Here is a 23,070-nt window from a genome sequence, read left to right on the forward strand (position 1 = left end):
ACGCATCATGGAGGCGCCCGGGCCGTACATACGTGCACACAAAGGAGTCATCGTGAGGGTCGGAATCGTCGGAGCCACCGGACAGGTCGGCGGAGTCATGCGCAAGATCCTCGCCGAGCGGAAGTTTCCGATCGACGAGCTTCGCCTGTTCGCCTCCGCGCGGTCGGCGGGCACCGTGGTCGACGGGGTGACGGTCGAGGACGCCGCCACCGCCGACTTCTCCGGCCTGGACATCGTGCTGTTCTCGGCCGGTGGCGCGACCTCCCGCGCCCTCGCCGAGAAGGTCGCGGGCCAGGGCGCGGTCGTCATCGACAACTCCTCGGCGTGGCGCGGCCACCCCGAGGTGCCGCTGGTGGTCTCCGAGGTGAACCCGGACGCGATCCGCAACCGCCCCAAGGGCATCATCGCCAACCCGAACTGCACGACGATGGCCGCGATGCCGGTGCTGCGTCCGCTGCACGACGAGGCCGGGCTCACCGCGATGGTCGCCACCACCTACCAGGCCGTCTCCGGCTCGGGCCTCGCGGGCGTGGCCGAGCTGCACACCCAGGCGCGCAAGGTGGTCGAGACGGCGGACCAGCTGACCTTCGACGGGGACGCGGTCGAGTTCCCCGAGCCGGGCGTCTACAAGCGCCCCATCGCCTTCAACGTGCTGCCGCTCGCGGGCTCGATCGTCGACGACGGCTCGTTCGAGACGGACGAGGAGCAGAAGCTCCGCAACGAGTCCCGCAAGATCCTCGGCATCCCCGAGCTGAAGGTCTCCGGCACGTGCGTGCGCGTCCCGGTCTTCTCCGGCCACTCGCTCCAGGTGAACGCGCGCTTCTCGCGCCCGATCAGCGTGGAGCGCGCGTACGAGCTCCTTGCGGCCGCCCCGGGCGTCGAGCTCTCGGAGATCCCGACGCCGCTGCAGGCCGCGGGCAAGGACGCGTCGTACGTGGGCCGCATCCGCGTCGACGAGACGGTCGAACACGGCCTGGCCCTGTTCCTGTCCAACGACAACCTCCGCAAGGGCGCTGCGCTGAACGCTGTGCAGATCGCGGAGCTGGTGGCCGCGGAACTGTCGGCGTAGTTTTCCCCCCACCCCGCCCCTTCCCTTAACCCTCCGGGGGTGGGAGGGGGTGGGGGTGGGCTTCCCGGGGGCGAGGCCCCCGGACCCCGGGCGGGGCTTCGCCCCTGCGCCCCGCTTCCTCTGCGGATCGTGCTGGGTTGCTCGCGCAGTTCCCCGCGCCCCTAGGAGGGCCCGAAGGGCCCATCTAAGGGGCGCGGGGAACTGCGCGACAAGCCCCCACGGTCCGCAGCCGAACCAAGGGGCCCGGGGGCAAACCCCCGCTACGACGCCGCCGCGTCCGCCTCCTGGGCCCGCAGCGCCCGCTCGACGCCCGCGCGGGACTCCGAGATCAGGCGGCGCAGGGCCGCGTTCGGCTCCGCCGAAGACAGCCACGCGTCCGTCGCGGACAGGGTCGCCTCGGAGACCTGGAGCGACGGGTACAGACCCGTCGCGATCTGCTGCGCGATCTCGTGGGAACGCGACTCCCACACACCCTTGACCGCCGCGAAGAACTTCTCCGTGTACGGAGCGAGAAGGTCGCGCTGGTCGGTCTGGACGAAGCCCCCGATCACCGCCTCCTGCATCGCGTTGGGCAGCGTGTCACCCTCCACGACCGCCGCCCACGCCTCCGCCTTCGCCGAGGCCGTCGGCCGCGACGCGCGCGCGGTGGCCGCGTGGCGCTCGCCCGCCGCCGTACGGTCCCGCTCGTGCTCGGCAGCGATCGCCTTCTCGTCGGCACGCCCGGTCGCCGCGAGGCGCTCGACGAACGCCCAGCGCAGCTCGGTGTCGACGGCCAGGCCGTCCACCGTCTCCGTGCCGTCGAGCAGCCCCTGGAGCAGGTCGAGCTGGTCGCCCGTACGGGCCGTCGCCGCGAACGCCCGCGCCCACGCCAGCTGGTGGTCGCTGCCGGGCGCGGCCGCGCGCAGCTGCTCCAGGGTCGCCTCGGTCCAACGCGCGAGTCCCGTCTCGCGCCAGTCGGGCGCCGCGTACAGCTCAAGCGCCAGCTTCACCTGGCGGTGCAGGGACTGCACGACGCCGATGTCCGACTCCTTGGCGATGCCCGAGAGCACAAGGGCCAGGTAGTCGCGCGTGGCCAGTTCGCCGTCGCGGGTCATGTCCCACGCCGAGGCCCAGCACAGCGCGCGCGGCAGTGACTCGGTGAAGTCGCCGAGGTGCGCGGTGACGACCTTCAGGGACTCCTCGTCGAGGCGGACCTTCGCGTACGAGAGGTCGTCGTCGTTGAGGAGCACGACGGCCGGGCGGCGGGTGCCCGCCGGGAGCTCGACCGACGTACGCGCCCCGTCGACGTCCAGCTCGATCCGCCGCGTACGGACCAGCTTGCCCGCCTCGTCCAGGTCGTAGAAGCCGATCGCGATGCGGTGGGGACGGAGGGTGGGCTCGCCCTGGGCGCCGGCGGGCAGCGCCGGGGCCTCCTGGAGGACGGTGAAGGAGGTGATCAGGCCCTCGCCGTCCACCTCGATCTCCGGGCGCAGGATGTTGATCCCGGCCGTCTCCAGCCACGCCTTCGACCAGGTCTTCAGATCACGCCCGGAGGTCTCCTCCAGCGCGCCGAGCAGGTCCGACAGGCGCGTGTTGCCGAACGCGTGCGCCTTGAAGTACGCCTGCACGCCCTGGAAGAACTCGTCCATGCCGACGTAGGCGACGAGCTGCTTGAGAACCGAAGCGCCCTTCGCGTACGTGATGCCGTCGAAGTTGACGAGCACGTCGTCGAGGTCGCGGATGTCCGCCATGATCGGGTGCGTGGACGGCAGTTGGTCCTGCCGGTACGCCCAGGTCTTCATGGAGTTGGCGAACGTGGTCCACGCGTGCGGCCACTTGGAGCCCTCGGCGTACGCCTGGCAGGCGATGGAGGTGTAGGTGGCGAACGACTCGTTCAGCCACAGGTCGTTCCACCACTCCATGGTGACCAGGTCGCCGAACCACATGTGCGCGAGCTCGTGCAGGATGGTCTCGGCGCGCACCTCGTACGCGGCGTCCGTCACCTTCGAGCGGAACACGTACTGGTCGCGGATGGTGACCGCGCCCGCGTTCTCCATCGCGCCCGCGTTGAACTCCGGCACGAAGAGCTGGTCGTACTTGGCGAACGGGTAGTCGTAGTCGAACTTCTCCTGGAACCAGTCGAAGCCCTGCCGGGTGACCGCGAAGATCTCGTCCGCGTCGAGGTACTCGGCGAGCGAGGGACGGCAGTAGATGCCCAGCGGCACCGACTGGCCGTCCTTCTCGTACGAGGAGTGGACCGAGTGGTACGGACCGACGATCAGGGCCGTGATGTAGCTGGAGATCCGGGGGGTGGGCTCGAAGACCCACACGTCCTCGGAGGGCTCCGGCGTCGGCGAGTTGGAGACGACCGTCCAGCCCGAGGGCGCCTTCACGGTGAACTGGAAGGTCGCCTTCAGGTCCGGCTGCTCGAACGACGCGAAGACGCGGCGCGCGTCCGGCACCTCGAACTGCGTGTAGAGGTACGCCTGGTCGTCGACCGGGTCGACGAAGCGGTGCAGACCCTCGCCCGTGTTGGTGTACGCGCAGTCCGCGACGACCTTCAGCTCGTTCGGGCCCGCCTCCAGACCGGTCAGCGCGATCCGCGAGTCGGCGAACACAGCCGACGCGTCCAGCGCGGTGCCGTTCAGGACGACCTCGTGCACGGTGGGCGCGACCAGGTCGATGAAGGTCTGCGCACCGGCCTCGGCAGAGTCGAAGCGCACGGTGGTCACGGACCGGAAGGTGCCGCCCTCCTGTGCCCCGCTCAGATCGAGCTCGATCGCGTACGAGTCGACGCTCAGCAGCTTCGCCCGCTGCTGGGCCTCTTCACGGGTCAGATTCGTGCCAGGCACCCGGCCATCTCCTTCAGAACTTCAGATGTATCCATCAGATCGTGACGGTTCCGGCCATCCTTACATGACACCTGTGGCGGACGTACAGGGCTTTTCGCCGCCCGCGTACCCGTCCACCGCCAGGTCCGAATTCCGCCGGTGGACACGGCGGAGGCGGGCCAGGCTCGAAGCCATGAACACGACGACTTCCACCACCGCGACCACCGCGACCACCGCCTACACCGCCCGGCCCATCGGGTCCGCCGCGCTCGCACAGCTGCGGGTGAGCGACGACGCCGGGCGGCCCTGCGTCCCGTACACCGACGACGAGGGCGGCGCGCCCCTGCGCTGCTGTCTGCGCCGGAGCGATCCCGGCGAGCGCATCGCGCTCGTGTCGTACGCCCCGCTGCGCCGCTGGGCGGCCCTGACCTGGGCCAAGCCGGGGGCGTACGACGAGCAGGGCCCGGTCTTCATCCACGCCGAGTGCGACGGGCCGGGCGAGGCGGACGGCTATCCGTTCGCGCACGAGGGCGCGCTGCGCACCGTGCGCCGCTACGACAGCGAGGGGCGGATCGTCGGCGGCCGCCTGCTCGCGGTCCCGGCGGAGGCGACGGCGGCCTGCGACGCGGCCTTCGAGGAGGCGTTCGCGGACCCGCAGGTGGTCCTCGTCCACGTCAGGGCGCTGGAATACGGCTGCTTCCTCTTCGAGGTGCGCCGCCCCTGACGCCGTCCCGCACCCCGGCCAGCGCGTCCGCGAAGGCGCGCACCGCGGCCGTCGCCCCGCCCCGGCGCCACACCACGCCCAGCGCCGAGGCGGGCAGCCCCTCCACCGGCACGAAGGCGATGTCGTCGCGCGCGTGGTACTCGGCGCTCGGGCGGCACAGCAGCATCGCGCCGATGTCCGCCGCGACCAGGGTCAGACCCTCCTGGAGGGTGGCCACGGCGGGCCCGTCATCCGCCCCGGGCGCCTGCGCCGTACGCCAGTAGGCGGGGGCGGGCGCCGCCGGGGCGATGAGACGGGCACCGGCGAGTTCGGCGGCGGTCAGGGACGGGCGGGAGGCGTACGGGTGCCGGACCGACACGGCGAGGGTCTGCTGCTGCTCGGAGAAGACCGGCCCCAGCTCCAGATCCGGCTCGGCCACCGGCAGCAGCACGGCCGCCGTGTCCACCTCACCGCGCCGCAACGCGCCGAACGGATCGCACAGCGGCACCTCGGTGACCTGCGTACGGACCTCGGGATACGCCGCGCGGAACGCGCCGAGCGCCCCCGTCAGACACGTGTTGGCCGCGCCCTGGAACCCGATCCGCAGCGTGCCGCCGAGCGCGGTCGCGCGCGCTTTGGCGACGACATCCGCCAACTGCTCGTACGAAGGCCGTAGTTCGGCTACGAAGGCGTCGCCGAAGGGCGTCAGGCGTACGCGGCGGCTGGTGCGCTCCACCAGCCGCGCCCCGAGCCGGCGTTCCAGGGCGGCGAGCAGCTGGCTGACCCGGCTCTGCGACAGATACAGCCGCTCGCCGGTCCGCCCGAAGTGCAGCTCGTCGGCGAGGACGAGAAAGCACTCCAGCTCACGTATCTCCAGCCCGCCCACACAACCTCTTCCGTCGTCGATCGATGAGCCCAGTTCATCCAAGGATGAGGAAACGGCCGTTGTTCCCGCCGCCGGGCGGGCGAAGGCTGGGGGGCATGGACACGATCACCGAAGCCGCCCCGGACCACGCCCCCTTGAGCCCCGCGCGGAGCCGGGCCGCCGTGCTCGCGGTCGCCGCCACGACCTTCAGCGTCGTCACCACCGAGATGCTGCCCGTCGGTCTGCTGAGCCCGCTCGGGGACGCGCTCGGGGTGAGCGAGGGGACGGCCGGGCTCGCGGTCACCCTGCCGGGTGTGGTCGCGGCGGTCACCGCGCCGCTGCTGCCCGCACTGGCGGGCCGCACTGACCGTCGCGTACTCCTCGTCTCCCTGGTGCTGCTCCTGGCCGCCGCCGACCTGGTCTCGGCCCTGGCGCCCGGTTTCGGCGTACTGCTCGGCGCGCGGCTGGTCGTCGGGGTGTGCATCGGCGGGGTATGGGCGCTGGCGGCGGGTCTGGCACACCGGCTCGTACGCGCCGAGGCGGTGGGCCGGGCGACGGCGGTCGTCTTCAGCGGTATCGCGGTCGCCTCGGTCGTCGGCGTCCCGGCGGGCGCGCTGATCGGTGAACTGGCGGGCTGGCGCTGGGGGTTCGCGGCGGTGGGGCTGCTCGCGCTCGCGGTGGCCGCGCTGCTCGCCGTACTGCTGCCGCCGTTGCCCGCCGAGAGCGCGGTGCGCCCGGCGCAGCTGGCCGGACTCCTCGCGCTGCGGCCGGTACGGGTGGGTCTGTTGCTGGTGCTGCTCCTGGTGACGGGCCATTTCGCGGCGTACACCTATGTGCGGCCCGTCCTGGAGCGCGTCGACGGCATTTCCCCGGACGCGGTGAGCGGCCTTCTGCTGCTGTACGGGGTCGCGGGCGTCGTGGGCAACTTCGTCGCGGGTGCGACGGCTGCGCGGCGGGCGCTGCCGGTCATCTCCGGGCTGCTCGCTGCGGTCCTGGCGCTCCTTGCGGCCACGCAGCGCTCGGCCTGCCTTTCCATCGCCCTGCTGGCGGTGTGGGGCCTGGCCTACGGCGGCGTCTCGGTCACCACCCAGACATGGCTCCTGGCGGCGGCCCCACGCTCGCCCGAGGCGGCGTCCGCCCTGCTCGTGGGCGTCTTCAACGCGGCGATCGCGGTGGGCGCGGCGGTGGGGGGTGCGGTGGTGAACGGTTCGGGGGAGACGGTTGTGCTGCTGGTGGGGGCGGGGTTGGCGGGGGCGGCGCTGCTGGTGACGGCGACGTCGGGCCGGGGGTGAGTTTCCCCCACCCCGCCCCTTCGAGAGGTCGTCCGTGGTTACCGCCGAGGCTCAGCTGGGCGCGCGGTGTTCCTGTCCTGTGGACTCGCTCCCTGACAGCAGAACACCCCGCCGCTCCATAGGGGTTGGAGTGGCGGGGTGCTTGGTGGTGCTGGTGCCGTTCAGATAGAGCCGAACTCTCCGGCCTTGAGGCTTGCTACGAAGGAAGAGAACGCATCCGCGTGGAAGCCCAAAGCGGGGCCGTTCGGGCGCTTGGAGTCACGGACTGGGACCTCGCCGCGCGAGGCGACAAGGTTCGTGGCGACCTGTACGCACTGGCCGCCGTTACCGCTGTACGAACTCGTGAACCAGCGGGGGGATTCGGTCGTCACTTGAAACCCTTTCGGAACTGGTTGATCAAGGCCACCGACGCCGCTTGGGGCAACGCCTCGGCCTGCAACTGATGGTATGCCTTAAGTATGGCCACGACAGCGGCGCTGTCCCGCTCTAGATGCCCTCGCTGCGCTGACTCGGCGTAGGACATGATCGAGCGGTCCGGCATGGTCAACACAGTTACCGGCAGACTGAAGGGTCGGCGTGCCCCCATGCTGAAGGGGGCGACCTGGAGCAAGGTGTTCGGCATCTCGGCGAACTCCAACAGGCGATCAAACTGAGCTTCCATGACCGAAGAGTTCCCCATGGGTCGCCGGATGCAGCTCTCGTCAAGCACTGCATGGATCAAGGGAGATGGAGTGCGGGCGAGCGTGGATTGCCTCCGGGTCACCAACTCCACGCGCTCTTCCGCTTGTTCGGCCGTGCTGGCTTCCCGCCGTACAGCGTCGGCCTCCAGTGTTGCCGCGTACTCCCTTGTCTGAAGCAGACCGGGGATGACGCCTACTTCGTACAGCCGTAGCTCTACGGCCCGCCCCTCGCGCTTGACGTACTCCGGGAACCCTTCCAGCAGGCTGCCTTGTCCCATCTGCCGGTACTCGCGCTCGAACGCGTCCACGGAGCCCTCAAGGCCGAAAGCGCGGTCAGCACTACGCGAGAAGCGGAGAGTCGGAGGTTTCCGACCAGTTTCGACCGCCGAGATATGCACGCTGGAATAGTCCATGCGATCGGCGAGATCATCTTGAGTCCAGCCGCGTGCCTCCCGCAGGCTGCGCAGACGCGCCCCATAGGCCGCTTGGGGCGAGGCATCGGGCGTTAACTCCTTGCGGTTCAAAGGCCGTTCACCAACCTTTCGTTCTCTTCCAGCAAGTTGAAACCTTCCCAGGTGCGGAGCACTCTGAACCACCCCGGTAGTGATAGCACTACGGAGAGGAGTGGTCGTGCCCGGCGAGAATCATGCTGCCGAGAATGTGCAGACGGCGACCCACGGCGCCTACTGGGCCGAAGTATTCGCAGAGCGGCCCGCCTCTGGTGAGACCGTCCGTGTTCTGCTCGGCACGTTCGCAACTCCGCACCGGGGACGCGCGTTCCGGTGGCTGGTGGGGCGGGCTCTCTCCGGGGCGTACTTCCTGTCCGTGATCCCCGTCAACGTCCCCACGGCGGATGTGTGCACGGCCGATCCGAACAGACCGCCCCCGGACAGGCTGGCGAGATCAACCAACTCCCCGCCCGGTGGCGGGACCGAGTGGGCGACCGCCCCAGAAGCACTCAGATACCTGACTGACGACGAGTTGCGGCAGGCCCGAATGATTGACACTCCGATTGGGGGTCGGCGCTGATGTTTGCACTACCAGTAGGAATGCCCACAGGGCCGGAGTACGGCTCAGTACCCGTCAGCGCTGTGGACCCGACGTACGGCCTTGAGCCGCCTGGCGCTGAGGGGTGCGATCACTGCGATGCCTCGCGCGCTAGCCGTGAGGTGGCGCGGGAGGGTCGGCAGCCCCAGGAGGTTCAGCGGGCCAACGCGGAGATCACCCGCCACCCCGACCACGAGTCGTGGCCTGGCAAGGAGGTGGTCCGGTGAGCGTCAGAAGCACGCTGCGGAGCTTGGTCTACCGGCTGCTGCGGCACCCGTCCAGCGAAGTGACCCTGACGGCCCGCTGCATGTCCGGCGACGGCTGCCGCTGGGAGTTGGACGCGACGAACGACCTTGACGCCGGAAGCATCGCGATCATGTCGCACACCGCCGAGACGGGGCACGGACTCTTCACCCGCAGAGTGGAAGACGTGGCGGTCGTGGTCCTCAACAACGAGCAGGAGCAGGCGTGCCGAGGGGCGGTCAACCGGCTGGAACTGGTGACCAGCAGCGAAGCGCGCCGCGAAGCCGCTGAGGAGACCGAGAACGCGCGGGCTGACCACCGCTGAGGCTCCCGGTGGCCGGGGACCCGCTGTTCCAACTACCTGCCAAGGTGCGGGATACGGAGAAACTGCGTGCCCTGCCGAGGTCGACCAACAGTGACTCCATCCCTGCCGGACATACCCGATGAGTTGTCCCCACGGCTCACAGGAACCCCGGCAGGGGCGGGCGTAACGCCCGTCCGGTTGCACGTCCCGTGAACCGGGGACGGCCGGTCGGGTCAGCAAGTGCACGACGGTTGGGGACGGCCCCCACCCGGACGCCATGAGGAGACACGAAAGTGACACTCAAGGAAGCACTACAGCGCATGGCCACCCCGCGTGGTGGCAACGGAGACGGAGACGACGACGGCGGTGAGGGTAACCCGCCGACGGGCGACTCGGACGACGGGCGCGACTACCACACCCGCTAGTAGTCTCCCCTGACCCGAGGGGCCGACCTCTGCTCCGGGGGTCGGCCCCTGACATTGAGAGGACCAGCCGATGACCGGTCTTGGGCCATTCGAGATCCCTGACCCTGTCCCCGTAACGCCCTTGTCTCAGCGGCTCGTACTGAACCGGCGCGGTTCAACGGTGTGGGATGTAGACACGCCCACTGGCCGCGTCGTGGTCAAACTGGGGTACCGCAGTGAAACGCACGCATGGACGGCACTGGCACCCGCCCGTGAAGGTGTGATCTTGCAAGCGCTAGGTACGGCCGCCGCAACGTACGGACAGTGGGACCAGGGCACTTGGAACGTCCAGCCATGGCTTGCGGGCACCGATCTGCAACACCTATGGGAACCGCACCGGACCCGGGACAGCCCCTCCCGTCCACCCCTGCCCGACGCCCTTGCATGCGCGCGAGCCCTCGCCGAGTTGCACGACAAAGATGTCGTTCACGGCGACGTGCAGCCTGCCCATTTCATCGTGAGGGACGAGCCGGCGAGGGCAGCGCTCATCGACCTTGCCCTCGCCCGTGGCGTCGAAGTACCCGAGTGGTGCGACTTCGCTTACAGGGGCTGTCTCGTCCACTACGAGAGCCCCGAGATTTCCCGCCGCGTACTGGAGGACGGCGAGGCGGTTCCTACGCGACAAGCAGACGTGTACGCGTTGGGGGCAACCCTGTTCATGGCGGCGACCGGTTGGCGGCACGTTGAGTACCCGGACGACGCGTCGCGGGCGATTCAGCGGCAAGCGATCGTCACTGGCACACACCGCCCCGTGAACGTGGCGGGCACACTGGGAGCGCTCATCCGCGACATGTTGCGGTACGACGCAGACGACCGGCCCACGATTCAGGAAGTCTGCAAGGCCCTGGACCAGGCCGCAGCATAGGAAGCCGGACCCCATGCCCCGCGACCGGCCCCGCCCGTCCCGGCATTCCTCCGCCGTGGGCGGGCGAGGCTACCCGTCGCCCTGGTGCGAGTCCTCGCCAGCGGGCCCACTACGTGGCCGCCGGTGGGGGCTTGTCGCGCAGTTCCCCGCGCCCCTAAGGAGGGCCCGAAGGGCCCATCAAGGGGCGCGGGGAACTGCGCGAGCAACCCAGCACGGTCCGCAGACAAACGGGGGTCCGGGGGCGCCGCCCCCGGGAAAAACCCTCCCACCCTTTCCCCCACCCACCCCCGGAGGGTTCAGGGAAGGGGCGGGGTGGGGGACGACACCGCGCGCAGCGCGGCCAGCACCCGCCCCACCCGACCACCCTCCGCACCACACCGCACCGCCGCCACCACATGCCGATACGGACGGTCCGCAGAAAGCTCCCGCATCGCCACCCCCTCCCGCCGCACCGCGGCAAGCCGGGGGACCAGCGCGACCCCCATCCCCGCCTCCACCATCGACAGAATCGCCGTCCAGCCCGCCGCGCTGTGCGCCTGCGCGGGGACGAAGCCCGCGGCCTCGCACGCCGCCAGGGTGATCTCGGACCACGGCCCGCTCCCGCCGTAGATCCACGCCTCCCCCGCCAGGTCGGACAACCGCAGGTCCGGCGCGGACGCGAGCGGGTGGTCGGCGGGCAGGGCCACGTCCAGCGGGTCGGCGAGCAGCGGGACCACCGTGAAGCGGGGATCGCGGGCGCTCGGCGCGTGGGCGGCCAGCGACAGGGCGAGGTCGACGTCACCGGCCGACAGCAGCTCGTACGCCTCGGCCGCCTCCGCCTCCCGTACGCGTACATCGAGCGCGGGATGACTGCGCCGCAGCCGCAGCACGGCGGGAACCACCAGCGCGGGCACGGCCGTCGAGAACGCGCCCACCCGCACCTCGCCCGCCTCCCCGCGCAGATAGCCGCTCAACTCCGCGTCCGCCCGCTCCAGTTGGGCGAAGACCGCGTCCGCGTGCCGCAGGACGAGATGGGCGGCGTCGGTGAGGCGGACCCGGCGGCCGTCGGCTTCGAGGAGGGTCACGCCGAGCTGCCTGGCGAGGTTGGTCAGCTGCTGCGAGACCGCCGAGGGCGTCATGCGCAGCGCCTCGGCGGTCGCGGTCACGGTCCCCCGCTCGTGCAGGGTCCGCAGGATCCGCAGCTTCTTGATGTCCCAGTCGGCCATGGCCGCAACCTACCTGCGCGACCCCAGCACCACTCCGCCGAGGATCAGCGCCATGCAGAGCAGCTGCCCGGGTCCCGTCGCCTCGCCGAGCAGGGCGAAGGAGAGCAGCGCCACGCACACCGGTTGGAGGTAGTAGACGACGCCCGCGCGGGCCGCGCCGATCAGTCCGATCGCCTTGTTCCAGGCGAAGAAGGCGACGGCCGACGACAGCACCCCCACGTACACCAGCGGACCCACCGTCCCCGGCGTCGCCGCGAAGCCTCCCTGTATCGCAACGCTGATCCCGTACACCGGTGCCAGCATCAGCGCGCCCAGCGCGAAGGTGGTGAACAGGAAGGCGAGCGAGCCGAGTTCGGCCGGGCGGCGGCGCAGCAGCGCGCTGTACGAGGCGAAGGAGAGGGCCGCCGCGACCATCCACAGGTCGCCCGGCGCGAAGTCGGGGGTCGGCGACCCCTTGCTGACGAGCAGCAGCACCCCGGCGCAGGCGACGAGCATCCCGGCCGTGCGGCGCGCGCCGAGCCGCCGGCCGCCGAGCCGTTCGTACACCGCCATCAGGACCGGCGACGCGGCCATGATCATGCCCATGTTGCCCGCCGAGGTGGAGAGTCCGGCCTGGTTGACGAGGGTGTTGTAGACGGTGACGCCGATCAGGGCGGCGAGGGTGATGAATCCCAAGTGGCGGCGGATCAGGGCGCGTTGGCGCCAGGTCTCGCGGGCCGCGAAGGGCGCGACCGCCACCAGGGCGATGATCCAGCGCCAGAACGCGGCCTGGACGGGCGGTACGGAGTCGTGGAGCGCCCGGGAGGCGACGAAGCTGCCCGACCAGACGACGGTCGCGAGCCCCGCGAGGAGCAGCCCGCGCCCACCGGCCCGGGACGCGCGGGGCGCTCCGGGGGTGGTGGTCGGTTCGGTGCGGACACGTGCGCGTTCCAGGACTGCCACGTTCGTCGTCTCTCCTCGGCGGGGTTCTCGGTGGGTGGATCCCTACCGTCGCACCGCAGGAACCATCAGGTCCATCGAATCTTTTTGATCAATCCCTTTAGGAGAAGTGAACGGATCGGCCGTACGAGCCTTCCCGCGCGGCGTCCACTGGCCCGCCAGCGTCGCCCCGAACGCGATCGCCATCCCGACCAGCTGGAGCGGCGCCAGCGACTGCCCGAGCGCGGCCCAGCCGATGACGGCCGCGGTGAGCGGCGAGAGCGGGCCCAGGAAGGTCACCGAGGTCGCGGTGAGCCGGCCGATGCCGCGGAACCAGAGCCAGTACGCGACCGCGGTGTTGACCAGCGCGAGGTAGAGGTAGCCCGCGAGGTTGCGGCCGTCGAGCGCGGGCGGCGCACCCTCGGCCAGGAAGGCGATCGGCGCGATGAGCAGTCCGCCCGCGGTGAGCTGCCACCCGGTGAGCACCAGCGGCCCGACCCCCTCCGGCCGCCCCCACCGCTTGGTGAACACGGTCCCGGCGGCCATCGAGGCCGAGGAGGCCACCCCGGCGAGCACCCCGACCGTGTCGAGCGCCCCCGCCGCCCTCAGCACGACGAGACTCACCCCGAGCGCGGCCGCTATGCCGGTGAGGAGCGTACGCAGAGTGGGCTTCTCGCCGAGGAAGAGCGCGGCGAGCCCGGCGACCCACAGCGGCCCGACGGAGCCGATGACGGCGGCCATACCGCCGGGCAGCCGGTAGGCGGAGAGGAAGAGCAGCGGGAAGAACGCGCCGATGTTCAGCGCCCCGAGCACTCCCGCTTTCCACCACCACTCCCCTCTCGGCAGCCGTCGCGTGACGGCGAGGAGTGCGAGTCCGGCAGGCAGCGCCCGCATCATGCCGGTGAACAACGGCCGGTCGGCGGGCAGGAACTGCGTGGTCACGGCGTATGTGGAGCCCCAGGAGACGGGCGCGAGGGCGGTGAGCGCGATGGTAGCCATGCGGCTCGGGTTGCGGACGGTGCTCATACGGGGCTCCAGAAACGGGATCGATGCCGAAGTTGCTCGATGGAAAGTAGCTTACTCCTAAGCTACTTTCCGCCAAGCAACTTTCTTGCGTCCGACCCATTCCGCTCGGATACTGGTTCCATGACAGCGACCACCCCCCGCGACCCCGTCGACGCCATCACCGCGCAGTGGGCGGAGGTCCGCCCCGACCTCGACACCCTTCCGATGGCCGTCTACGGCCGCATCTACCGCGTCTCCCGCGCGATGGGCGACCGGATCGAGAAGGAGTACAAGCGGTTCGGGATCTCACGCGGCGAGTTCGACGTGCTCGCGACACTGCGCCGCTCCGGCGAGCCGTACACGCTCTCGCCGCGCCAGCTCTCGGCGACGCTGATGCTCACCACCGGCGGGATGACCGGGCGGCTCGACAAACTGGAGAAGGCCGGGCTGCTGAGCCGCAGCCCGGACCCGCACGACCGGCGCGGGCTGCGCGTCACCCTCTCCGACAAGGGGCGGGAGATCGTCGACGAGTCGGTGACGGCGGGCCTGGCGATGCAGCACGAGGTGCTGGACAGCGTGCTCGACGAGGCCGAGGCGGCCCAGCTCGCCGCCCTGCTGCGCAAGCTGCTCGCCGCGCACTGAGCACGTCGACCGCCGCCTGAAATGAGAAAAGGCGCTTTACGGTACGAGTCGGACTCGTACCGTAAAGCGCCTTCTCAAGGCGTGAAGCGCGGCGGTCAGGCCTTCTTGCGCGACTTGTCGAGGACTATCACCAGACCGGCGATGATCGCGAAGAGCGCGATCGGCGTGACCACGTACAGGCCGATCGTGTTGATCACGCTCAGGCCCTTGCCCGGGTCGTCGCCGTCGTCGCGGGTGAGCGCGAGGGCGGGGGCCGACATCAGCAGCATCATCAGCGTCGTTCCGGCCGCCACGGCGCCGGCGCGCAGGGTGTTCTTCTTGTCCACAGTGCAAAAGTAGCGAACGCCTAAGTGGGGCGCGCGCCCGGGGGTGCCGTATGAGTCCGCGCGCCCGTCGGGGCGGTGCGCGCCCCGACGGTGAACACCCGCATCAGGCCGTGCAGCCGGGGCGAGGAGACCAGGTCCTCCAGGGTCAGCGGGCGGCCGTCGGGGCCCGCCACGGGCAGGCGCCAGTTGGGGTACTGGTCCCAGGTGCCCGGCAGGTTCTGCGGGCGGCGGTCGCCCACCGCGTCCGGCAGCCAGACCCCGACCATCCGGGCGGGCGTGCGCAGCAGAAAGCGGTAGACGGCCCGGACCGCGCCCTCCTCGCCCCGGGCGCCCTCCGGCAGCAGCCCGAGCCGGGCGAGATAGGCCAGCCACTCCCCCACCTCGGCCGCATCCTCGGCCTGTTCCTCGGCGAGCGGGCGGGTGAGCAGGCCGAGGCGGTGGCGCAGGCCGACGTGCTCGCCGGTGAGCCGGGCGGCCGTGGACGGCAGGTCATGCGTGGTGGCGGTGGCGACGCACGCCTCGCGCCAGGCGGTGGGGGGCAGCGGACGGTCGGTGCCGCCCCAGTCGCGCTCGAACCAGAGCACCGAGGTGCCGAGCACCCCGCGCCTGCCGAGCGCCTCCCGTACGCCGGGCTCGACCGTGCCCAGATCCTCCCCTATGACGACGGCCCCGGCGCGGTGGGCCTCCAGGACGAGGACGGCGAGCATCGCCTCGGCGTCGTAGCGCACATACGTCCCGGCGGTCGGCTCCTGACCCTGCGGGACCCACCACAGCCGGAAGAGCCCCATGACGTGGTCGATCCGCAGCGCGCCCGCGTGCCGCAGCAGGTTCCGCAGGAGCCCCCGGTACGGGGCGTAGCCGGTCGCGGCCAGCACGTCGGGGCGCCAGGGCGGCAGGCCCCAGTCCTGGCCGCGCGCGTTGAACGCGTCGGGCGGCGCGCCCACCGACATGCCCCGGGCGAAGGTCCGCTGCTGCGCCCAGGCGTCGGCGCCGCCCGGATGCACACCGACGGCGAGGTCATGGACGAGCCCGACCGCCATCCCGGCCTCCCGGGCGGCCCGTTGGGCGGCGGCGAGCTGGGTGTCGGTGAGCCAGGCGAGCCGGGTGTGGAAGTCGACGCGGTCGATGAGCTCGCGGCGGGCGCGCGCGGTGGCGGCCGAGCGCGGGTCACGCAACCCCTGCGGCCACCGCGCCCAGTCGGGCCCGTACCGCTCGGCGAGCGCGCACCAGGTGGCGTGGTCCTCCAACGCCTGCCCCTGCTGCGCCAGATAGTCGCAGTACGCGGCCCGCCGCCCGGGCGCCAGCGGTACGCGCGCGATCTCCTCCAGCGCCTCCCGCTTGAGCGCCCACACCGCGTCCCGGTCGATCAACTCGCCGTCGTTCAGGACGGATTGACGCAGTGCGTCGGCCGCCTTGAGGAGTTCGTCGAGCCTGCGTCTGTCGCGTACGTACGCGTACTCGGGCACGTCCTCGATCCGCAGGTGTACGGGGTCGGGGAAGCGGCGGGAGGAGGGGCGGTAGGGCGAGGGGTCGGTGGGGGTGCCGGGGACGGCGGCGTGCAGCGGGTTGATCTGGAGGAACCCGGCCCCCACGGCCCGCCCCGCCCACGCGGCGAGCTCCGCGAGGTCCCCGAGGTCGCCCATGCCCCAGGAGTGGGCGGAGAGCAGCGAGTACAGCTGCACGAGGAACCCGTGGGTGCGGGCGGGGGGTTGCGGGGTGCGCCCCGGCGCGACGACGAGCGTGGCGCGCGCGACGCGGCCGTCGGGGGTGCGGGCGGTGACACTGTGGACGCCGAGGGGGAGGGCGGGCCAGGGGGTGTGTTCGGGTGCCGGTGGGTCGGCGGAGGTGGCCACAGGTGGCTCGGCCGGTCCCGGCGGCTCGGCGGGTGGTGGCTCGGGCGGCGCCGACCGGTCGGCGGGTGCCGAGGCCTCACCCGATCCCGGCCGCTCGGCGCGTACCGACGCCCCACCCGGTCCCGGTGGCTCCGCCACCCCCGGCGTCACCCACCGTGTCTCCCCGCCGTCCTCCGCCTCGACGCGGACCATCGTGCCCGGGGGCAGGGTCGCGAGGGCCGGGGGCGGGGGCGGTGGGCCCGGGGTGTGCCAGTGGACCACCGTGGGGGGCAACAGGCGTTCTGCCTCGGCCAGTTCGGCTGTCGCCAGCGCGGTGGCCACCGCCTCGGGGGTCGCCGCGTCCACGCCCAGCGCGGCCAGGACCGCGACGACCGTGGCGTCCGCGACCGGAACCGTACGGTCCGGCGACGGGTCGTACGACGTGGCGACGCCGTGCAGCGCGGCGAGCCGGTCGAGGGTCATGGCGTCATGCTCCGACAGGCCCGGCCACCGGGGTCGGCTCGCTGGTCAGGGGCGCCGCCTCGGTCAACGGCGGCTCGCTGGTGAGCGGTTCGGCGTCGGCCAGCGGAGGTTCGCTGGTCAGGGGCTGTTCTAGGGCGGAGAGGGCCACGGGGGCTCCACAGAGTGTCGGCAACGGAGGACACAGCAGCCCTACCCCGTGGGCGGGCTCCCATCCGTACAACGTGAGGCGGGTCACGGTCGTCACTGCGCGTTCGCCGCGCCGACACGTTTCTCCGCTCGTGAACGATCACCGGAGGGGGCAATTCCGGCACAACAGTCACCCGCATTGACACCCTCGCACCGGGGGTGGTGGGCTCGGGGCGGGTTGTGGCGCGGGCGGCCGCAAAAGCGGTGCCGAGGCGAGGAGATGGCGTGCGGTTCGGGCGCGGTAGGCGGGCGACGGCTCTCGCGGTGGCCGTGATCGGCGGGCTCCTCGGCGCGGCCCCCGGCGCACTCGCGGCCCCCACCGGACCCTGGGTGCCCGACCAGCCCACCACCGGCCCCTCGACGGAGGCCGGACAGGATTCCGTCCCGGCCGTCTGGCCCCGGCCGCAGTCGGTCAAGCGGTCCGGGTCCGGGCTGAGCCTGGGCAGCGAGGCCGTGGTCGTCGCCGACCCCGGCGCCGACCCGTACGCGGTGTCCGCGCTAGGGGACGTACTCGACCAGGCCGGGGTCACCACGATCCACGACGGGCTCGCGGGCAACGGTCCGGTGTTCGTGGTGGGCGGCGCGGGCGCGCAGGACGCGCTGCGCGCCCTGCGGGTCCCCGAGCGCGGGGACCTGCCGTCGGGCGGCTACCGGATCGGTGTCGGGCGGGTCGGCGGGCGGGACACCGTCGCACTCGACGGCGTCGGCGACGACGGGCTCTTCCACGCCGTGCAGACACTGCGTCAGCTCGTCGGCAAGGACGCGCGCGGGGACGCGACGGTGCCCGGGGTGAGCGTGCGCGACTGGCCCGCGACCGCCGTACGCGGCACGACGGAAGGTTTCTACGGGCAGCCGTGGACGCCCGAACAGCGGCTAGGCCAGCTGGACTTCATGGGGCGCACCAAGCAGAACCGCTACCTGTACGCGCCCGGCGACGACCCGTACCGCCAGGCCCAGTGGCGCGACCCGTACCCGGCCGACCAGCGCGCCGCCTTCCGTACGCTCGCCGCCCGCGCCGCCGCCAACCATGTGACGCTCGCCTGGGCGGTCGCGCCCGGCCAGGAGATGTGCCTGTCCTCGGACGGCGACGTCAAGGCGCTGCTGCGCAAGCTCGACGCGATGTGGGCGCTCGGCGTGCGCGCCTTCCAGCTCCAGTTCCAGGACGTCAGCTACAGCGAGTGGCACTGCGGCCAGGACAAGAAGACCTTCGGGAAGGGCCCGGCCGCCGCCGCCCGCGCCCACGCGCGCGTGGCGAACGCCGTCGCGGCCCACCTCGCCGAGCGCTACCCCGGCTCGCAGCCGCTGTCGCTGATGCCGACGGAGTACTACCAGGACGGCGCCACCACGTACCGCGGCGCGCTCGCGGACGGGCTCGACGCGCGCGTACAGGTCGCCTGGACGGGTGTCGGGGTGGTGCCGCGCACCATCACCGGGCGCGAACTCGCGGGCGCGCGGGCAGCGTTCGGGCATCCGCTGGTGACGATGGACAACTATCCCGTCAACGACTGGGCGCCCGGCCGGATCTTCCTCGGCCCGTACACCGGCCGCGAGCCCGCCGTCGCGACCGGCTCGGCGGCGCTGCTCGCCAACGCCATGGAACAGGCGTCGGCCTCCCGCATCCCGCTGTTCACGGCCGCCGACTACGCCTGGAACCCGCAGGGGTACGAGCCCGAGGCGTCCTGGCGGGCCGCGATCGCGGATCTGGCGGGCGGTGACGCGCCGGTGCGCGAGGCGCTGACCGCGCTGGCCGGCAACGACTCCTCGTCGGTGCTCAGCAGCGCCGAGTCCGCCTATCTGCGCCCGCTCCTGGACGCGTTCTGGCAGTCGCGCGGCTCGGCGGACCCGTCGGTACGGGACGCGGCCGCCGCACGGCTGCGCTCGGCCTTCACGGTCATGCGCCAGACGCCCGACCGGCTCGCCGCCGACAGCGCGCTGGCCGACGAGGTCCGCCCCTGGTCCGACCGGCTCTCGCGCTACGGCCGGGCCGGCGAGGTCGCCGTCGACATGCTCCAGGCGCAGGCCCACGGCCACGGCGCGGCCGCCTGGCGGGCCGCGCTCGCCCTGGAGCCACTGCGCCAGAGCGCCGCGACCGGGACGGCCACGGTCGGCAAGGGGGTCCTGGACGCGTTCCTGGCGCGCGCGGCCGACGCGTCGGCGGCCTGGACGGGCGCGGACCGCCCGGCGGGGACCGTCACCGTGTCGCCGGACGCGTACACCGTGGGCCTCGGGCGGGTGCGCCCCGTGGAGGCCCTGACGGTCATGGACGACGCGGGCTTCGGCCCGGGCCCCGCCGTGGGCCCCGGCTCGGGCCCCCCGGCCTGGGCCACGGCGGGCGCCCCGGCCGCCCCGGTCGTCGGCCCCGGCCCGGTCCTCGCCGCCGCGCGTGTGCCGTGGGCCGAGGGCGGGGCGCTGGTGCAGGTGCATGTGCCGGGTCAGGGCTGGCGCAGTGTCGGGCCGCTGTCGGGCGACGGCTGGACGCAGGCGGCCGCCGGGGGCGTCCTCGCCGACGCGGTCCGCGTGACGGGCCCCTCCGACTCCGTACAGTCCGTACGGCATCTGATCCCGTGGTTCGCGGACGAGCCGCGCGCCCGCTTCGAGCTGGCGAAGGACGCGACGGACGCGGAGATCGGCGGCAAGCCGCAGCGGGTCGCGGCGGTGCTGACGTCGACGCGGCCCGGGGACGTACGGGGCACGCTCACCGCGCGCGCTCCCCGAGGTATCGGGGTCACACTCCCGGGCTCGGCCACGGTGCCGCGCGGGGCCACTTCTACGGTGCCGGTGGAGGTGACGGTGGCGCCGGGCACACCGGCGGGCGAGTACCGCGTGCCGGTGTCCTTCGCCGGGCAGGAGCGGACCCTGACCGTCAAGGCGTATCCGCGTACGGTCGGCCCCGACCTGATCGCGGGCGCCGCCGCGTCGTCCTCGGGCGACGAGACCCCCGCGTTCCCGGCCCGCGCGGCGGCCGACGGCGATCCGTCGACCCGCTGGTCGTCCCCGGCGGTCGACAACGCCTGGTGGCAGGCCGAACTACCGGCCCGCAGCCGCGTCGGCCTGGTCGTCCTGAACTGGCAGGACGCCTACGCGAGCGCGTACACCATCCAGACCTCCCCCGACGGCCGCACCTGGCGCACGGCGGCGACGGTCCGAGACGGCAAGGGCGGCCGAGAGGCGGTACGGATGGACGCGAGAGACGCCCGTTTCCTCCGGATCCAGGGCGTCACAAGAGCGACCCCGTACGGCTACTCACTGTGGTCGGTAGAGGCATACGCAGTGGCTGCGCCTTAAGGGGCGCGGGGCTGTGACATTTGCGGCTCCGCCGCGCGGGCGCGACCAGCTGCGACGCCCCCACGGCCGCCCGAGCCACCATCCCCTTAGGGGGCGCGGGGAACTGCGCGACCAGCCACGCACGGTCCGCAGACGAACCCCGCACCCAAAGACACCGCGCCCAGAGACAAATCTGGCCCGGAATCAGGCAGAAATGCCATCGATCCGGGCCAGAGCATCATCCGCCCCGAACGGTTGAAGGTACGGAAGCCATCGCGGATCCCGATGCCCCGTACCGATGATCCGCCAGGCCAGACCACTCGGCGGCGCGGGCTGATGCCGCAGCCGCCAGCCGAGCTCCAGCAGATGACGGTCGGCCTTGACGTGGTTGCAGCGACGGCACGCGGCCACCACGTTGTCCCAGACGTGCAGACCACCACGGCTGCGCGGGATGACGTGGTCGACGCTGGTTGCGACGCCACCGCAGTACATACAGCGCCCGCCGTCCCGTGCGAAGAGCGCACGGCGGGTCAGCGGAACGGGCCCCCGGTAGGGGACCCGTACGAATCTCTTCAGCCGGACCACGCTGGGCGCGGGGACGGCACGGGTCGCGCTATGCATGAAGGCGCCGGATTCCTCTAGGCAGACTGCCTTGTTTTCGAGTACGAGGACGAGCGCGCGGCGGAGCGGTACGACGCCGAGGGGCTCGTACGACGCGTTGAGGACCAGGACGTGCGGCACGGTGGATGCCTCCTTGTACGCCGGCGGCGCGTGGCTCGCGCCGGGACGATCTGCCTTCAGTCTCTCCTCATGCCTGGTCGAAACGCCACCACGTCCGGGTAACGGGCTGGAAGTGTTTTCGACCACACTCCCCTACATCCCCAGGTCCGGTCCGTCTCTCCCTCGAACACGGCACCGAAGCACACGGGTTGCCCCGTTAGTGTGGTTGGCCTGCCGTCGCACTGTCGGCAGCGCAAGTCCTGGAGGTTCCCGCCGTGCACTGGCCCGCCGTACTGGCCGCCGGATCCCCGTCCGCCGATCCCACCGGTCCGACGACCACCCCCACCCTCGACAACGCCCAGAAGTCGGCCACCGAGGCGGCCGGCTGGGTCGAGCAGAACTGGTCGACGTGGCTCGCCATCGGCCTGCGCATCCTGCTGATCCTGATCATCGCCTCGGTCCTGCGGGTGCTCATACGCCGGGCGCTCACCAAGCTCATAGACCGGATGAACCGCAGCGCCCAGGCCGTGGAGGGCACCGCGCTCGGCGGCCTCCTGGTCAACGCCGAGCGCCGCCGCCAGCGCTCGGAGGCGATCGGTTCGGTCCTGCGCTCGGTGGCGTCCTTCCTGATCATGGGCACGGCGGCCCTGATGATCCTGGGCGTCCTCAACATCAACCTGGCGCCGCTGCTCGCCTCGGCGGGTGTCGCGGGTGTGGCGATCGGTTTCGGCGCGCGCAACCTCGTCACGGACTTCCTGTCCGGTGTCTTCATGATTCTGGAGGACCAGTACGGGGTCGGCGACTCGATCGACGCGGGCGTGGCGTCCGGCGAGGTCGTCGAGGTGGGCCTGCGCGTGACGAAGCTGCGCGGCGACAACGGTGAGATCTGGTACGTACGCAACGGAGAGATCAAGCGCATAGGCAACCTCAGCCAGGGCTGGGCGACGGCCACCGTCGACGTCCAGGTCCGCCCGAGCGAGGACCTGGGCCGGGTCCGCGCGGTGCTCGCGGAGGCGACCGACTCCATGGCCAAGGACGAGCCGTGGAACGAGCGGCTGTGGGGCCCGGTGGAGATCCTGGGCCTCCACGAGGTGCTGCTCGAATCGATGGTCATCCGCGTCTCGGCGAAGACGATGCCGGGCAAGGCGGTGGGTGTCGAGCGCGAGCTGCGCTGGCGTATCAAGGAGGCGTTCGACGCGGCGGGCATCCGCATCGTGGGCGGCCCGCCGCTGACGGAGGCCGCGGCGGCCGCGGACCCGACGGCGTCGATGGCCGCCCCCTCGGCCCTGGGCAACCCGACGTCCCCCCAGTCCCTGGCCACGGCCGAGATACCGCCGGGCCCGAGCCTGGCGAAGTAATCCGCGGCGAGGGCGCTCCCGCCGGTTCACATCGGCGTGAGCGCCCTTTGCCGTACCCGGGGGCCAACGCTCCGCCGGAAGTGCGGACGGGCACGGAACCACGTCGGACTTCCACAAGACCGCTCAGCCGTACCAGTTCACCTGGACGACGACGATTCGTTCACCACGTACGTCCGTGATGTAGGTGAGCATCACCGAGCCACGGCTCTCGGTTCGCAGTCCCGGGCCGATCCCGGTGTACGAAGCCCCTTCCAGAAAGACCATGGATTCGCGGACGGCGATCTCTCGCGCCAGCAGACCGACCTCGGCCAACGCCTCGGGAGCCAGTCCGTCGAGCAGATTGTCGGGATCGTGCTCCCAATGCCAGTCAGCCACCCGCGACCTCGCGGTGTGCCGCCCGCACGATGTCGCCGGCCTCGCGGACGGCCTGGTTCCGCGCCTCGGGGTCAGCGCTGTCCACCCTGCGTTCGGCTGCGTGCAGCCGCCGGGCGGTCGCCGGATACCTCTCGATCTCCACGACCACGCCCCACCGTTGGTAGAACATCCGGATGGGGACAACGCTGTCCTCCTCCCCCGCCCGGACGAACGCGTCCTGGAGTTCCTCGAAGAACTCGGGCAACCGGGACGGGGCAACCGTCGCGACAGCCTGTCTGAGGGCGGGGAGCGTGAGCGCTGGTCTCGGAATGATCGGCCCGTCGTTCGCCCCGAACGGCACGGTCATCGGTAGCCTCTTCCACTCGTCGGGCACGCTCCGGCGCGTCATCCACGATAGTGCCGCACAGCCCCTCG

22 protein-coding genes are annotated in these 23,070 nt (G+C 71.8%); 9 read left to right on the forward strand and 13 right to left on the reverse strand.

The window, feature by feature from the left end; translation table 11 throughout:
* Window positions 1–52: 52 nt before the first annotated feature.
* Window positions 53–1,069, forward strand: coding sequence for an aspartate-semialdehyde dehydrogenase (locus BG418_RS35175; protein ID WP_188278113.1), 1,017 nt, complete (start codon window positions 53–55; stop codon window positions 1,067–1,069).
* Between the two features lie 260 nt (window positions 1,070–1,329).
* Here the strand turns inward: BG418_RS35175 and pepN are convergent, their stop codons facing one another.
* Window positions 1,330–3,900, reverse strand: a complete 2,571-nt coding sequence (pepN, locus tag BG418_RS35180) for an aminopeptidase N (RefSeq protein WP_188278114.1) — start codon at window positions 3,898–3,900, stop codon at window positions 1,330–1,332.
* A 172-nt stretch (window positions 3,901–4,072) separates the two neighbouring features.
* On the opposite strand from pepN, the gene BG418_RS35185 reads away from it, so the two are divergent.
* The gene (locus BG418_RS35185) at window positions 4,073–4,603 is read left to right on the forward strand and encodes a DUF1203 domain-containing protein (RefSeq protein WP_188278115.1); all 531 of its coding nucleotides are present in this window, start codon (window positions 4,073–4,075) and stop codon (window positions 4,601–4,603) included.
* Here the strand turns inward: BG418_RS35185 and BG418_RS35190 are convergent.
* Complete coding sequence (locus tag BG418_RS35190; protein ID WP_188278116.1) at window positions 4,554–5,468, reverse strand: LysR family transcriptional regulator; 915 nt, start codon at window positions 5,466–5,468, stop codon at window positions 4,554–4,556. The two genes, BG418_RS35185 and BG418_RS35190, sit on opposite strands and share 50 nt — an antisense overlap.
* Before the next feature lie 95 nt (window positions 5,469–5,563).
* On the opposite strand from BG418_RS35190, the gene BG418_RS35195 reads away from it, so the two are divergent.
* Window positions 5,564–6,739, forward strand: coding sequence for an MFS transporter (locus BG418_RS35195; RefSeq protein ID WP_188278117.1), 1,176 nt, complete (start codon window positions 5,564–5,566; stop codon window positions 6,737–6,739).
* Between the two features lie 161 nt (window positions 6,740–6,900).
* Here BG418_RS35195 and BG418_RS35200 read toward each other — a convergent pair whose 3' ends face one another.
* Both BG418_RS35200 and BG418_RS35205 read right to left on the reverse strand, forming a co-directional pair.
* Window positions 6,901–7,110, reverse strand: a complete 210-nt coding sequence (locus BG418_RS35200; RefSeq protein WP_188278118.1) for a DUF397 domain-containing protein — start codon at window positions 7,108–7,110, stop codon at window positions 6,901–6,903.
* A complete protein-coding gene (locus BG418_RS35205; RefSeq protein ID WP_188278119.1) occupies window positions 7,107–7,943 on the reverse strand; it encodes a helix-turn-helix transcriptional regulator in 837 nt (278 codons plus the stop codon). The genes BG418_RS35200 and BG418_RS35205 overlap by 4 nt, the downstream gene beginning before the upstream one ends.
* A 746-nt stretch (window positions 7,944–8,689) precedes the next feature.
* Between BG418_RS35205 and BG418_RS35210 the strand changes: the two genes are divergently transcribed.
* From BG418_RS35210 to BG418_RS35215, 3 genes are all read left to right on the forward strand, one after another.
* The gene (locus BG418_RS35210) at window positions 8,690–9,034 is read left to right on the forward strand and encodes a hypothetical protein (protein WP_188278120.1); all 345 of its coding nucleotides are present in this window, start codon (window positions 8,690–8,692) and stop codon (window positions 9,032–9,034) included.
* Between the two features lie 272 nt (window positions 9,035–9,306).
* Window positions 9,307–9,438, forward strand: a complete 132-nt coding sequence (locus tag BG418_RS40675; RefSeq protein WP_262928634.1) for a hypothetical protein — start codon at window positions 9,307–9,309, stop codon at window positions 9,436–9,438.
* Between the two features lie 70 nt (window positions 9,439–9,508).
* On the forward strand, window positions 9,509–10,342 hold the full coding sequence (locus BG418_RS35215) for a protein kinase domain-containing protein (protein WP_188278121.1): 834 nt from the start codon (window positions 9,509–9,511) through the stop codon (window positions 10,340–10,342).
* A gap of 296 nt (window positions 10,343–10,638) precedes the next feature.
* Here the strand turns inward: BG418_RS35215 and BG418_RS35220 are convergent, their stop codons facing one another.
* Genes BG418_RS35220 through BG418_RS35230 form a run of 3 tightly spaced genes read right to left on the reverse strand, consistent with a single transcriptional unit; the run spans window position 10,639 to window position 13,491 of the window.
* Window positions 10,639–11,547: a LysR family transcriptional regulator gene (locus BG418_RS35220; RefSeq protein WP_188278122.1), complete on the reverse strand. Its 909-nt coding sequence runs from the start codon at window positions 11,545–11,547 to the stop codon at window positions 10,639–10,641.
* 9 nt (window positions 11,548–11,556) lie between these two features.
* The gene (locus BG418_RS35225) at window positions 11,557–12,489 is read right to left on the reverse strand and encodes a DMT family transporter (RefSeq protein ID WP_188278123.1); all 933 of its coding nucleotides are present in this window, start codon (window positions 12,487–12,489) and stop codon (window positions 11,557–11,559) included.
* 42 nt (window positions 12,490–12,531) lie between these two features.
* On the reverse strand, window positions 12,532–13,491 hold the full coding sequence (locus BG418_RS35230) for an EamA family transporter (RefSeq protein ID WP_188278124.1): 960 nt from the start codon (window positions 13,489–13,491) through the stop codon (window positions 12,532–12,534).
* Window positions 13,492–13,611: 120 nt separating this feature from the next.
* Between BG418_RS35230 and BG418_RS35235 the strand changes: the two genes are divergently transcribed.
* Window positions 13,612–14,112: a MarR family winged helix-turn-helix transcriptional regulator gene (locus tag BG418_RS35235; RefSeq protein WP_188278125.1), complete on the forward strand. Its 501-nt coding sequence runs from the start codon at window positions 13,612–13,614 to the stop codon at window positions 14,110–14,112.
* Between the two features lie 95 nt (window positions 14,113–14,207).
* Here BG418_RS35235 and BG418_RS35240 read toward each other — a convergent pair whose 3' ends face one another.
* From BG418_RS35240 to BG418_RS35250, 3 genes are read right to left on the reverse strand one after another with little or no spacing between them, the layout of a single operon-like run.
* Window positions 14,208–14,438, reverse strand: coding sequence for a hypothetical protein (locus BG418_RS35240; protein WP_188278126.1), 231 nt, complete (start codon window positions 14,436–14,438; stop codon window positions 14,208–14,210).
* A gap of 20 nt (window positions 14,439–14,458) precedes the next feature.
* On the reverse strand, window positions 14,459–16,753 hold the full coding sequence (malQ, locus tag BG418_RS35245) for a 4-alpha-glucanotransferase (protein WP_188278127.1): 2,295 nt from the start codon (window positions 16,751–16,753) through the stop codon (window positions 14,459–14,461).
* Window positions 16,754–16,757: 4 nt separating this feature from the next.
* On the reverse strand, window positions 16,758–16,937 hold the full coding sequence (locus BG418_RS35250; RefSeq protein WP_223185941.1) for a hypothetical protein: 180 nt from the start codon (window positions 16,935–16,937) through the stop codon (window positions 16,758–16,760).
* Window positions 16,938–17,164: 227 nt separating this feature from the next.
* On the opposite strand from BG418_RS35250, the gene BG418_RS35255 reads away from it, so the two are divergent.
* Window positions 17,165–20,224 (forward strand): beta-N-acetylglucosaminidase domain-containing protein, encoded by a 3,060-nt coding sequence (locus BG418_RS35255; protein WP_188278128.1) that lies wholly within the window; start codon window positions 17,165–17,167, stop codon window positions 20,222–20,224.
* 183 nt (window positions 20,225–20,407) lie between these two features.
* Here the strand turns inward: BG418_RS35255 and BG418_RS35260 are convergent, their stop codons facing one another.
* On the reverse strand, window positions 20,408–20,944 hold the full coding sequence (locus BG418_RS35260; RefSeq protein ID WP_188278129.1) for an HNH endonuclease: 537 nt from the start codon (window positions 20,942–20,944) through the stop codon (window positions 20,408–20,410).
* A gap of 254 nt (window positions 20,945–21,198) precedes the next feature.
* Between BG418_RS35260 and BG418_RS35265 the strand changes: the two genes are divergently transcribed.
* Entirely contained in the window at window positions 21,199–22,281 is a 1,083-nt protein-coding gene (locus tag BG418_RS35265; RefSeq protein WP_399001510.1) for a mechanosensitive ion channel family protein, read from the forward strand.
* 123 nt (window positions 22,282–22,404) lie between these two features.
* Here the strand turns inward: BG418_RS35265 and BG418_RS35270 are convergent, their stop codons facing one another.
* Both BG418_RS35270 and BG418_RS35275 read right to left on the reverse strand, forming a co-directional pair.
* Window positions 22,405–22,656, reverse strand: a complete 252-nt coding sequence (locus BG418_RS35270; RefSeq protein ID WP_188278130.1) for a hypothetical protein — start codon at window positions 22,654–22,656, stop codon at window positions 22,405–22,407.
* The gene (locus BG418_RS35275; protein ID WP_188278131.1) at window positions 22,649–23,029 is read right to left on the reverse strand and encodes a hypothetical protein; all 381 of its coding nucleotides are present in this window, start codon (window positions 23,027–23,029) and stop codon (window positions 22,649–22,651) included. The genes BG418_RS35270 and BG418_RS35275 overlap by 8 nt, the downstream gene beginning before the upstream one ends.
* Between the last annotated feature and the right edge of the window lie 41 nt (window positions 23,030–23,070).

Source organism: Streptomyces sp. CBMA152, from assembly GCF_014596475.1.
GTDB lineage: Bacteria > Actinomycetota > Actinomycetes > Streptomycetales > Streptomycetaceae > Streptomyces.